We start from the raw sequence: 12,365 nt of genomic DNA, 5'->3' as shown, positions 1-12,365 counted from the left end.
TTGCGGTGAGATTGGCGGAAGATTACTTGCAGCTCCGGACCGCGTTTCCGGACCGGACCGACGGTCAACCGTTTCGGGTCACGATCGGCGAATTGGCCAAGGCCTTGTATTGTACGCCTCGGAACGCAAGGCTGGTCATGCGCAAAATGGAGGAACTGAAATGGGTGCGATTCGTCTCCGGACGCGGCAGAGGACACGCATCGGAAATGACGTTCTTCATGGATGCCGAAAGGCTTGCGCTCGACGAGGCAAAGGAGTACGTGAAGCAAGGGGACGTGCAAGGCGCGCTTTCCTGGTTGAATCAGCACGCGGGCCGGCCGGAAGACAGAGCGGGGTTCATGGAATGGCTGACCCGCTATTTCGGCTACCAGGCGGAACCGTCGGAAGAGGATCGCGTGACCGAGACGCTGCGCCTGCCGATCTACCGTCCGATCGTTACGCTGGATCCGGCGAATGCGGTTTACTCGCATGACATCCATTTGATCAAGCAAATCCATGCGACGCTGGTCAATGCCGATGCCGGCGGCCGCTTAACGAAGGGCGTTGCCCACCACTGGGAAACGAACGAAGATGCCGTTAGCTGGACGTTTTATTTGCGGAAAGGAGTACTCTTCCACGACGGCAGGGAGCTGACGGCGGAAGACGCGGCATACAGCCTCCTTCGGGTGAAACGGGAGACGAATCATCACGATTGGCTGTGCCGGGACATTGCCGATATCCTCGTGGAGTCTCGTTATCGTTTACGGATCGAGCTTCATTCTCCCAACCGTCTCTTTGCTTGGTACATGTCCCATCCGGCGGTTTCGATTCTTCCCCGGATCGGCGGAGACCCGGCGGATGCCGGCCGTTTGCCGATCGGAGCGGGGCCTTACCGGGTCGCCAAGTTGACGCCGGGAATATGCGTGCTGGAGGCTTTTCCGTCTTGCTTCGACGGCCGCGGGCTCATGGATCGGGTCGAAATCATCATCGTTCCCGAATCCGAGAAGGAATTCGGGCTGGAAATCAACGCGGGATTGCTTGTGGTGCGGACGGGGGAATCCCCGAACCCGACCTTGCGGCAATGGACGGAACACCGGTTGTTAACCGGGTGCAGCATGCTCACGATGAATTTGCGGAAAGAAGGCGTCCTTCAGAACCTCAACTTCCGCCAAGCGTTGTTCCACGCCATCGACCGACGGAGGCTCGTCAGCGAGCTCGGGTACCCGCATGCGGCCCCGGCAATGGGTTTTCATATGGAAAACGATCCCCGGGAGAATGATCCCGCTTACCGGCCGGAGCTTGCGGTTTCGGAACTGCTAAGATCCGGCTACCTCGGCGAACCGCTCGTCCTGTATACGTATAAAAGGCATGCCGAGACCGCGTACTGGCTGCAAAACCGGTACGGGCAGCTCGGCATCCGGCTCGACGTGCGCATCGTCCCTTGGGCGGACATGTTGAACCGGGAACGAATTCAAGAGGCGGATCTCATCCTGTTCGAAGCCTCGCTCAGCGAAGGAACGTTGCGTCAGCTCGAATACCTGCTGGCACGCATCAGCTTTATCCGCGGGACGCTGAACGATGAACTGCAGAAGGCCGTGGATCTGCATATCGGACGGATGCTACTGGAGCCGGATCCGGCGGATCGGCATCGCCAGTTGCAGCTTCTGGAAGCTTGCTTGATGGAACAGTATTCTGCCGTTTATTTATCTTATAAAGAAGTAAGCGTGCTTTCGCACCCGACCCTGCAGGGAGTGAAATTCAATCCGCTCGGATGGGTGGATTTCAAGGATATCTGGTTTCGAAAGCCCCTCGTTGACGTCTAAACTCTTTGGGATGTGCGGAAAAGGGGAAAACGGACACGAAGATGTTTTGGCTTTTTGGACGGCCGGGTCCGAGTTACAATAGGCTCACGCAGATAACAAGCAAGAAAGGCGTGTAGTCAATGGAAATCAAATTAGACGATTTGTCCGGCCCGGAAATCGCCGCATTCATCGCGGAGCATCTCCGGAATATGCATCTTCACTCCCCGACGGAGAGCGTTCATGCGCTCGATCTCGATGAATTGAAACAACCGGATATCACGTTCTGGAGCGCGTGGGATCAGGGGGAATTGGTCGGATGCGGGGCCCTGAAGGAATTGGACGCTCTCCATGGAGAAGTCAAATCCATGCGGACCTCGCCGGCCCGCTTAAGAAAAGGGATCGCCAGAACCATCCTCGGACGCATCCTGGAAGAAGCCGCGCGGCGCGGCTATCGGCGCCTCAGCCTGGAGACGGGCTCTATGGAAGTCTTTGAACCCGCTAGAAGATTATACGAAAGTTTGGGCTTTGCCTATTGCGGGCCATTCTCGGACTACATAGACGATCCAAACAGCGTTTATATGACGAAGGAACTGTGAAACCGCCATGCAAACGAATGGGTGCGCGGAGAGGACAAGCCTTGGCCATAGAGAACCCCCTTCCCGCGATTGCTCTACGACCCGTGTACAAGAAAGAGACGAACCTCTAAGGTCCGTCTCTTTCTTTCATTGCATCTAGTCGTCAGGTCCGGCGCATGTAAGCCCGCACGGTGAGCGGAGCGAAAACCGCCACGATGACGGCAGCCCCGATGAGAGAAATGGCCAGGTCCGGGCCCACCGTTCCGGTATTTGCCAGTTCGCGCACGGCCGTGACCAGATGCGAGATCGGATTGATGTTCACGAACCACTGGAGCCAACCCGGCATCGTGTCGACCGGCACGAAAGCGTTGGAGAGGAAGGTGAGCGGAAACAGCACGATCATGGAAATCCCCTGCACGCTTGAAGCCGTACGCGCAATGACGCCGAAGAAGGCGAAAATCCAGCTGACGGCCCACGAACACGCGATAACCAGAACTCCCGCGATGGCGACGTACCCCAGGCCGCCGTCGGGATGGTAGCCCATGATATAGCCCATGACAAACGTAAGGAGGGTCGCGATCGCGTACCGGACCGTATCCGCCAGCAAGGCACCGGCCAAAGGCGCGATGCGGGCGATCGGCAACGACTTGAAGCGGTCGAATACGCCCTTCTCCATGTCTTCGCGCAGCTGGACGCCGGTGACAATCGAGGTGGAGATGACGGTCTGCACGAGGATGCCCGGTATGATCACCGGCAAATAGTCGCTGACGCTTCCGGAAATGGCGCCGCCGAAAATATAAGTAAACATTAGGGTGAAAAGGATCGGCTGGAGCGTCACGTCGAACAGCTGCTCGGGGGTACGGCGGATCTTGAGCAGTCCCCGGTAGGCCATCGTGAGCGAGTTGCGCACCGACTGGCCGAAGCTCGTGTAGTTTTTCAGCGGGCGGCCGGCGCCCCTCTTCGCTGCCGTCGTGCTCATACGCTCGCTACCTCCGCAACGTTCGATTTTTCGGATTCCGGGGATTCGTTCTCTTTGACGCCGTGGCCGGTGATGGCCAGGAACACTTCGTCAAGCGTCGGCTTCTGCACGCTGATCTCGGCCAGGTGGATACCCGCGCCGCGCAAGGCGATCAGCAGGTCGGTGACGCGGCCTGTTTCCGCCATCGGCGCCGTAATCTTGCCCGCTTCGGCCGATGCGCTGGAGCGCACTTGAAGCACCTGTTCCACGATCCGGCGGGCTTCCCGGATGTCTCCCTGATCTTCGATTCGCAAATGCAATAAAGAGTTGCCGACGGATGCCTTCAATTCGTCTACCGTCCCCTCCGCCACGACCCGGCCGCGATCGATCACCGCGATCCGGTCGGCCAGCTGATCCGCCTCGTCAAGATACTGCGTGGTGAGGAGAACGGTCGACCCCGTCTTCACCAGCCGTCGGATCGTATTCCACATCTGCGCGCGCGTGCGCGGATCCAGTCCGGTCGTCGGTTCGTCCAGGAAAATAAGCGGCGGCTGCGCGATGAGACTGGCCGCCAAATCCAGCCGCCGGCGCATGCCACCGGAGAACTGTTTCAACGGGCGTTTCGCGGCTTCCGTCAAGCCGAACTCCTCCAGCAGCTCCGCCGCCTTGCGCCGCGCCTCGGCGCGACCCAGCCCAAGCAGCCGGGAGAAGATGACCAAGTTCTCGGTCGCGCTCAAGGACTCGTCGACGGACGCGTATTGCCCCGTCACCCCGATCAACTGTCGAACGATCTGCGGCTCCTTCTCCACGTCATACCCGAAGATGCGCGCCGAACCTCCATCCATCCGCAGCAAAGTGGCCAACATTCGGATGGTCGTGGTTTTGCCCGCTCCATTCGGTCCCAGTACGCCGTAGATCGAACCGGCCCGGACGTTCAAGTCCACTCCGTCCACCGCGCGGTTGTCTCCGAACGTTTTGACGAGTCCCCGGGCCTCGACGGCCCACCCGCCATCTTTTTCGGCCTCGGCATTTCCGTATCGTGCTGCCATTGCATCTCCTCCTCATTCCTCGTTCATGGGGATCATATAGCTCCATTATGAACGGAGTTTGAACGGCCGGGTACGACCCTCGGAATGGTTTGCCGATCGGTCTGGAGGAGGAGTCCCTCCATCCGGATATTTTCCCAAAGGAAAAACCACTCCGAATCGAAGCGGTTTTCTCAATAAGAGTTATCGGATATTGAACTGCGACGTTTTCGAGTCATAGAGGGTTAATTCCTCTCTGCCGATTCAAGTAATTGATGCAACAAAAAAGTATGAAAACGTATACATATTTATTATAATACGCCAAGTAATCTAATAATTGACACCCGCAGGGCTGTTGCGTATTCTAGAATTGTTCCTCCTTTATTTCGACAATATGCCTCGCATTCTATGTCGAATATAATCGAATTGTTGCATTCCTTATCTTGGTCACATGACTTTTAGCCTAGATATCAATCATATCTGAGTTGAGCTTGTCCAACAATAGGAATGGCATAATTTTACATGAAAATTACACCTGCATATCCGTCTCTTTATTTTTCAATCCCTAAGCAAGATTCAGATGAAGATTTCGAAATACTAGGGGCGACGGCGGCAATGGCTTACGTTTCAATGGCGAGAAATGCTGTAGCAAGGTGGATCATGCAGGACAGCATATCCAGGAAGTTGTCCGCAGCGATGTTGATTACGTTTGCGGTCGCTTTCATCCTTACAGGTTATTTTGTTTATCAAAACACCGAGAAGCTATACATACGGATCATTGAACAGCAGTTGCGCACGCAAAGCGACGAAACCGCACTTCGAATCCATTCTCTTCTAACCCAGAAGGAAACGATAGTCGACCAGATGAGCATCAATCTGGATATTCTCGGCTTCATCCATTCCGCCTCCTCCCGGCAAGATGCCTTGCGCAGCCCCTATTATCATCGAGCAATGGCTACGCTTAACTCGATTGCGAGCATGGATTCCACGATTGGGCAAGTATGGGTTGGCAGCGAGGAAGGCAACTTCTACATTGGCAGCGGCGATTATCTTTCCAACCCCGACTACAACATCAAGCTGCGTCCATGGCATGCAGGGGCGGTGAACGCAAACCCGATTTTCTTCACCGAGCCTTATATCGATAACACGACGCATAAATTGATTGTCAGCATGATCAAACCTATCAAGAAGGGGGACGATATCAAAGGATTCGTCGCCCTTGATTTGTTTTTGACTTCACTTCCGAAGATTATGCAATATGAATTGAGTTCCGGATATACGTTCCTGTTGTCTAGGAACGGAACGGTACTGTACCATCCGAACTCCAATCTGGTCATGAGCCGTTATGATCCGGAACAGAATGGGAAGCAAGAACTCCTTGCGGACCGAATGACGAAGGGAGAGAAGGGGCTCGTTCTGACATCGATCGGAGGCCGGAAAGAATATATTGGCTTCTCTCCCGTATCAGCCACCGGTTGGTCGGTCGGGGTCGTGATTTCCTACAAGGAAGCGATGAGCCAGCTGGATGCTTATATGCGAACCATTATGATTTTCTATGCCTTGATCGTACTTATCCTTGTGGGCATTATCTATTACTTGATGAAATATTTGCTTAAAGACATTCCGATACTCATCAGGAACATCCGATCTTTCTCCGAGGGCGATTTGGACGTTCACATCAAGGTTAAATCTACGGACGAAATCGGACAAATCGCCGCCGCTTTCCAACAGATGATGTTGGAGATCAGAACGAATGTGCAGAAAATCCAGAGAGACGCCTATTACGACGTGCTTACTCAATTGCCGAACCGCAAGCTTCTTGTAGAGAAGTTCAATGCGGCGATTGCGCGCGACAACGGCAAACTTTCCAAGGTCGCGCTTGTACTGCTCGATCTGGACAATTTCAAGCTGATCAACGATACCCAAGGACACTCTTTCGGCGACGAGCTCATCAAGGAAGTCGGCAACCAATTCATGTCGATTTGCAATGATCGTATGACCGCATTTCGATTCGGGGGAGACGAATTTATCGTACTTATCGAGAATTTTGCGGACATAAATCAACTGATGACGGATCTTGTTGCGATACAGGGGATTTTCAGCCGTCCGTTACTCATCCTCGGCAACCCCGTTAATGTCACGGCGAGTCTTGGCGTCACCGTCTTTCCGAATGACGGTCAACATCTTGAACAGCTTCTGAACAATGCGGACACGGCTATGTACAAGGCCAAAGATCGAGGCTCCAACAAGTTGATGATGTTTTCTATGCAAATGAAAGAAGAGATATTGAAGCGGGCCAAAATAGAAGCACTGCTGAGAGAAGCGATCAACAAGAATCAATTGTCTCTGCACTATCAACCGCAATTTGAGACCGTGAGCGGCCATATTCGAGGCTTTGAAGCTCTGCTGCGATGGTCTGCGCCCGAACTGGGGAACATATCGCCGGCCGATTTTATTCCGATTGCCGAGGATACCGGTCTCATACACCCCATCGGCGATTGGGTGATGAGAACGGCTTTCTTGCAAAACAAATATATCCACGAGCGCGATCATTTGTATTCCGTTATTTCCGTTAATATTTCAGCGGTGCAGCTGAAGCAGCCTGATTTCGCCGATCGGGTTATCCGCATTCTGGAAGAAACGAAGCTTGCGCCTCAGTATGTCGAGTTGGAAATCACCGAGAGCTACCTCATCGAATCCTTCGAATCTTCGGTGGAGATTCTTCATAAGCTGCGGAAGTTCGGTGTCAATCTCGCTTTGGATGACTTCGGCAAGGGATATTCATCGCTTAGTTACTTAAGGCTGCTTCCGATTGATCATTTGAAAATAGACAAGTCCTTCGTACAGGATATGATGACGGACGCGGTAGCGAAAGATATGACGGAGTCGATTATCGGGCTGGCCAAGAGAGTGGGGCTTGGAATCATCGCCGAAGGGATCGAGCTGGAGGAGCAGCTCGCTTATTTGAATGAGTTCGGGTGTGACTACATTCAAGGCTATTTGACGGGAAAGCCGATGCCGGCCGGCCAGATCTCCGCTTTTATCAAGGAGAAACGAGTCTGACCGGAGTTCTATAACCCATTTTGCAATGTTCCAGGTCTTCCCCCAAACCAATCAAGTACGAGTTATGGGAAATACAATGCCGCATCCCCGGACTCCGGAGCTGCGGCATTTGGATTGCGGCGCTTCATTATTGCGGCGATACGTTTCCCTTTATTCCGCTTCCCCGACCAAAGTAAAACGTTCGTTGATATGCTGCGGATTCTCGATCTCACCCACGACGGCAATCGCATAATCGGCATAGCTCACATAGCCGGGGTGCTCCGATTACTGCGATTTTCCTTTTCTTTAAGCTTTTCCGAAGGGAGCGCAACCGTCCTCGGTACATGCCGTTTTCTCCGATTCGCTTCCGGCTTCGTTCAACACGGTCAACGGACGCGATTCTTTCCATGCCGTCTCCAACGCATGAAGAAACATTTCGGCGGGCTGCGCCCCGGATACGGCATATTTGCGGTCGATCACGAAGTACGGCACCCCTCTCACGCCAAGCCGTTTCGCTTCCTCCTCATCCGCGCGAACTTCGGCGGAATAGTCAGTGCCGGCGAGCATTTTCAGCACTTCATCGCGATCCAATCCGACCTTCACCGCCAATTCGGCCAGCGTTTCGTGATCGCCCAAATGCCGGGAGTCGGTAAAGTACGCCTGAAACAGCTCCCGTGCCGTACGATCCATTTTGCCTTGCTTAGCGGCATATTGCGCCAACCTGTGTGCATCGAACGTGTTCGTCAAAATCAAGGTGTCGAATTGGAACTCGAGTCCGACTTCCTTCGCTTGAAGGCCGACTTTCTCGTTCATCGCAATGGCTTGCTGCCGACTCATGCCGTATTTGGCGGAAAGCATGTCATGCACGTCGTGATTCACGTCTTTCGGTGCGTGCGGATCGAGCTCGAAGCTTCGGTAAACGATCTCGACATCGTCTTTGTGCGCGAATCGGTCAAGCGCCGCTTCAAGCCGCTGTTTTCCGATGTAACAGAAGGGGCATGCATAATCGGACCAAACTTCAATTTTCATTCCGCGACCTCCTCTTAACTCTTTTCGACGAAGGGCGTTGTAACGAATATCGTTACAGCATATTCAAAAAAAAGCTCACCTTTGCCGGTTTATTCGCGCGGTAAGCTCGAAAAGTAATTCATTCATCGTAATGTCAGCCAGAACCGCTTCCATTGCATTTTGGGCTCGTCGTAAGATCAGTTCCAGAACGGCTTGAATGTTCGCTCCGACTGGACAGTCGGGATTCGGCTGTTCATGAATATGAAAGAGTTCTCCATCCTCCACGACTTCCACCGCCCGGTAAACATCAAGCAGCGTTACTTCTGCTACTCCTTTAAGCAAGTAAGCACCGCCTGTGCCGGCTCGAACGCCCGCCAATCCCGCTTTCTTCAGCTGCCCGAGTATTCTCCGAATGACGACTGGATTCGTGCCGACGCTGTCGCCAATCCATTCCGACGTGCAGTGCGCACCATTGGCTTTATCGAGCAGCGATAGAATGTGAACGGCTATGGAAAATCTGCTGCTGATTTTCATTAAAACACCCTCCGTTGTAACTATTATAGTTACACTAAAGCGCGAATGTCAAGAGTCGAACACTCATTCAGCAGAAGCCGGTTTTCCTCCAAGACTCGCTATACACAACCCGCTAAATCTATCCGATATACTTAACACTGCAGATGGAAAGGGAACTGATGGGTATGTTGAAAAAAGTAGGAATGGCGGACTCAATAAGCAAGAATACCCATATAAAAATGATATTACTGGTCGTGCTGATCTGCACCGTATTGGTAGGATTCCGAATGCTCTGGATCTACTTTCAAATCGTCCCCGAGCATCCTCTTGCCAAGCATGGCGTTCTGGATCTTCGAGGATTAAGCGTCAACGGCAGCCGTCCGATTACCTTGGAAGGCGAGTGGGAATTTTATCCGGAACGGTGGTTGACACCCGCCGATTTTGATAATCTCACAGCGCCAGCGGACAGAACCTACCTCCAAGTTCCGGGAAAATGGGATGACGCCTTCTCGTCCGCTGCCAAAGGAGGCGCCGCATTCGGGTACGGAACGTACCGATTGGTCGTTCAGACCTCCGCAGACCAAGACACCATGTATGGCATTCGAGTAATGAAAGCGATCGGCGCCTCCGAAATGTACGTAAACGGCCATTTATTGGCGGAAAACGGGCGGCCGGCAACAGAGAAAGAACGGCACCAGGCACGGAACTCTCCTTACTCCGTCTACTTCTTGGAAGATGGAAAGCGGATAGAGATCATTATGCATGTATCCAATTACGAATACGCTCGCGGCGGGGGAATCGTCGGCTCTTTGAAGTTCGGTACGGCCGACGCGATCGAGCGAGAATCGCTTTTTTATATCACCACGAACTTGATCGCCATTATCGTTTTATTTCTGTACGGGTTCTGCTCTTTCATTCTATACCTGTTCCGAAACAAGGACAGAATGCTGCTTTATTTCTCCCTGCTCTTATTCTGCGCAGCCGGCTCCATCCTGACGAACTATGAGAAGTTATTGCTGATATGGGTGCCTCTCGACTTTGAGTGGTCGATGAAACTGCGGCATCTTGCCTATTGCGGCATTGCCTTGTTCGTTACTCTTTTTTTGAAGCATCTTTTTCCCCAATATGGAAAATCGAAACTCATCCCTTGGTTCTGTACGCTGTGCGGCATAGCGGCCTTGGTGAGCGTGCTGTCTCCAGCTTCTTACGTAGTATTGATAGAACCGCTGTCGTTGCTTTTGAACGCTGCAGGGGCGTGTTTCGTTCCCGCATTTTATATCCGCGAAGCCTGGAAAAGAAACGATGGCTTCTTTTACATGCTTCTTGGAGGAATCGGGACTTTGTCCCATGCCGTATGGAGTTTTCTGGATAATGAGGGCTTGTTCGAAGCAGCCTATTACCCGTTTGATATTATCCTATCTTTTTTCAGTTTGGCCTTGTACTGGTCGGTGAAATTTTTCCGGGCAACCGAGAATACGAAAAGGCTCGCCGAGACGCTTCAACAAGCGGACCGCAAAAAGGACGAGTTCCTTGCCGTAATCTCTCATGAACTGCGCAACCCTCTTCACGGTATGATCAACATTGCCCAGAGCATCATTGATACTGCGAGATCGGCATTGGACAAGCATAATGCCAAAAATCTGGAGCTGCTGATCAGGGTAGGGCGTCGCATGTCATTTATGCTGAATGATCTTCTGGACTTAAATCGTCTGAGGGAAAATAGAATCCAGATCCATGTTAAACGCGTTCAGCTTCAATCCGTTGCTGCCGGCGTGATGGACATGCTTCGATTCATGATAGAGGACAAACCCATTCTTCTCATCCAGGAGATCCCGGATACATTCCCGAACGTCATTGCCGATGAAAATCGGCTCGTTCAAATATTGTTCAATCTGGTCCATAATGCAGTCAAGTATACAAATGAAGGCTCTGTCACCATTACGGCCGAGGCCTATGACGGCAAAGCCAACATTCACATCAAAGATACGGGGATCGGGATGACCGAAGAGCTTCAGTCGAGGATATTCAAGTCCTATGAGCAGGGAGACTCTTCAATGACCTCGGTGGGAGGCGGGCTTGGTCTCGGATTAAGCATTAGCAAGCGTCTGGCTGAATTGCTGGATGGAAGCCTGCAAGTCAAATCAACTCCCGGCGAAGGCTCGGTATTTACCCTGACGCTTCCTCTCTTCGGCCCGTCCGATGAACAGATCACGACCCTAAGAGATGACTCCTCCTTCGCGTTTCCCGAAACTGCTGCAGCGGCGTCCAGCGCAGACGAGGCTTCTCTCGAAATGATACCTGCTTCAGCAGGAAATCGCCCGAGAATTCTGGCCGTAGACGATGATCCGATTAACCTTAAAATTTTAGATAACCTTCTCTCCGCCGATCAATATGATGTCGTATTGGCAACAAGCGGCAAAGACGCCTTGTCCAAGCTGGATAAGCAAGAGTGGGATCTGGTTATTGCAGATGTCATGATGCCGCAAATGTCAGGCTACGAATTGGCTAACCGGATACGCGAGCGTTTCTCCCTTGTCGAGCTTCCGATTTTGCTTTTGACCGCGCGCAGCCGGCCTGAAGATCTGTATGCCGGGTTCAGAGCCGGCGCTAACGATTATGTAACGAAGCCGATGGACGCTCTGGAATTGAAATCCAGGGTTCGTGCGTTGACCCATACCAGGCAAGCGATGGCGGAACGGCTTCGGATGGAAGCCGCATGGCTTCAGGCGCAGATCAAGCCTCATTTTTTCTTCAACACCTTAAATTCCATTGCGGCGCTCAGTGAAATCGATACGGGGGAAATGCGCAGGCTTCTTGTTGTCTTTAGCGAATATCTCCGGACAAGTTTTGATTATAAAAATTCGGAACACATTGTTCCGCTGCGTCATGAGCTTGACCTCGTCCGCTCTTATCTGTACATCGAAAAAGTACGTTACGCAGACAAGCTGGAGGTGATCTGGGAGGTGGACGAAACCAGACCGTTGCTGATACCGCCCCTTTCCATTCAGCCCCTTGTAGAAAACGCGGTTTATCATGGGATTATGAAACGTTCCCGCGGCGGTGTCATTACGATTAACATTACGCATGATGCAGACTTCTCTGAAATTACGATCGCGGATAACGGGGTGGGAATAAGTGAGGAAGCCGTGAACCAAATATTGAATCCCGTTTCTGCCAAAAGAAAAGGAGTTGGCGTGCACAATACAGACCGGCGTTTGAAGCGTTTATACGGCACAGGACTGCTTATCCGCAGCACTCCGGCAAAAGGCACTACCGTCAGCTTTAGAATACCGAATTGAAGTCGCTTTAATGAAAATATAGGAATTAAGCGAGCACTATGAGGTCTGCATTACAACAGCCGCGATGGAGTTAAGTATGCAAATGTTACGAAGGATTCGATTTCGAAGTATCGCGATTTTGTCTCATCCCTCAGGAGTTCCGCAATCCGTAAGAAACTAAAATT

At 52.4% G+C, this 12,365-nt stretch carries 8 protein-coding genes and 1 pseudogene; 4 read left to right on the top strand and 5 right to left on the bottom strand.

Annotated features, from left to right (window positions below; all coding sequences use genetic code 11):
* Nucleotides 1-5: 5 nt before the first annotated feature.
* Both GE107_RS14410 and GE107_RS14405 read left to right on the top strand, forming a co-directional pair.
* Entirely contained in the window at nt 6-1,802 is a 1,797-nt protein-coding gene (locus GE107_RS14410) for an ABC transporter substrate-binding protein (RefSeq protein ID WP_219640679.1), read from the top strand.
* 119 nt (nt 1,803-1,921) lie between these two features.
* Nucleotides 1,922-2,377, top strand: coding sequence for a GNAT family N-acetyltransferase (locus tag GE107_RS14405; RefSeq protein ID WP_219640678.1), 456 nt, complete (start codon nt 1,922-1,924; stop codon nt 2,375-2,377).
* Nucleotides 2,378-2,519: 142 nt separating this feature from the next.
* On the opposite strand, the gene GE107_RS14400 is transcribed toward GE107_RS14405, so the two are convergent.
* Both GE107_RS14400 and GE107_RS14395 read right to left on the bottom strand, forming a co-directional pair.
* Complete coding sequence (locus GE107_RS14400) at nt 2,520-3,335, bottom strand: ABC transporter permease (protein ID WP_219640677.1); 816 nt, start codon at nt 3,333-3,335, stop codon at nt 2,520-2,522.
* Nucleotides 3,332-4,363, bottom strand: coding sequence for an ATP-binding cassette domain-containing protein (locus GE107_RS14395; RefSeq protein WP_219640676.1), 1,032 nt, complete (start codon nt 4,361-4,363; stop codon nt 3,332-3,334). Before GE107_RS14395 ends, GE107_RS14400 begins: the two co-directional genes overlap by 4 nt.
* Nucleotides 4,364-5,035: 672 nt before the next feature.
* Between GE107_RS14395 and GE107_RS14390 the strand changes: the two genes are divergently transcribed.
* On the top strand, nt 5,036-7,402 hold the full coding sequence (locus tag GE107_RS14390; protein ID WP_219640675.1) for a bifunctional diguanylate cyclase/phosphodiesterase: 2,367 nt from the start codon (nt 5,036-5,038) through the stop codon (nt 7,400-7,402).
* Nucleotides 7,403-7,552: 150 nt separating this feature from the next.
* Here GE107_RS14390 and GE107_RS14385 read toward each other — a convergent pair.
* The 3 genes and pseudogenes from GE107_RS14385 to GE107_RS14375 all read right to left on the bottom strand — a co-directional run.
* Nucleotides 7,553-7,651, bottom strand: a pseudogene (locus GE107_RS14385) (NAD(P)-dependent oxidoreductase); the annotation flags it as partial.
* A gap of 36 nt (nt 7,652-7,687) precedes the next feature.
* Nucleotides 7,688-8,410, bottom strand: coding sequence for a DsbA family oxidoreductase (locus GE107_RS14380; protein ID WP_219640674.1), 723 nt, complete (start codon nt 8,408-8,410; stop codon nt 7,688-7,690).
* Between the two features lie 75 nt (nt 8,411-8,485).
* A complete protein-coding gene (locus GE107_RS14375) occupies nt 8,486-8,923 on the bottom strand; it encodes an Rrf2 family transcriptional regulator (RefSeq protein WP_219640673.1) in 438 nt (145 codons plus the stop codon).
* A gap of 158 nt (nt 8,924-9,081) precedes the next feature.
* On the opposite strand from GE107_RS14375, the gene GE107_RS14370 reads away from it, so the two are divergent.
* Entirely contained in the window at nt 9,082-12,201 is a 3,120-nt protein-coding gene (locus GE107_RS14370; protein WP_219640672.1) for a hybrid sensor histidine kinase/response regulator, read from the top strand.
* Nucleotides 12,202-12,365 lie beyond the last annotated feature (164 nt).

It is taken from the genome of Cohnella sp. CFH 77786 (assembly GCF_019400745.1).
GTDB lineage: Bacteria > Bacillota > Bacilli > Paenibacillales > Paenibacillaceae > Cohnella.
This window is presented reverse-complemented; position numbering and strand designations above follow the sequence as displayed.

What these genes read in the sequence shown, in the direction of transcription:
- GE107_RS14405 (WP_219640678.1), top strand. Translation starts at nt 1,922, where the DNA reads ATGGAAATCAAATTAGACGATTTGTCCGGCCCGGAAATCGCCGCATTC.
- GE107_RS14400 (WP_219640677.1), bottom strand. Translation starts at nt 3,335, where the DNA reads ATGAGCACGACGGCAGCGAAGAGGGGCGCCGGCCGCCCGCTGAAAAAC.
- GE107_RS14395 (WP_219640676.1), bottom strand. Translation starts at nt 4,363, where the DNA reads ATGGCAGCACGATACGGAAATGCCGAGGCCGAAAAAGATGGCGGGTGG.
- GE107_RS14390 (WP_219640675.1), top strand. Translation starts at nt 5,036, where the DNA reads ATGTTGATTACGTTTGCGGTCGCTTTCATCCTTACAGGTTATTTTGTT.
- GE107_RS14380 (WP_219640674.1), bottom strand. Translation starts at nt 8,410, where the DNA reads ATGAAAATTGAAGTTTGGTCCGATTATGCATGCCCCTTCTGTTACATC.
- GE107_RS14375 (WP_219640673.1), bottom strand. Translation starts at nt 8,923, where the DNA reads ATGAAAATCAGCAGCAGATTTTCCATAGCCGTTCACATTCTATCGCTG.
- GE107_RS14370 (WP_219640672.1), top strand. Translation starts at nt 9,082, where the DNA reads ATGGGTATGTTGAAAAAAGTAGGAATGGCGGACTCAATAAGCAAGAAT.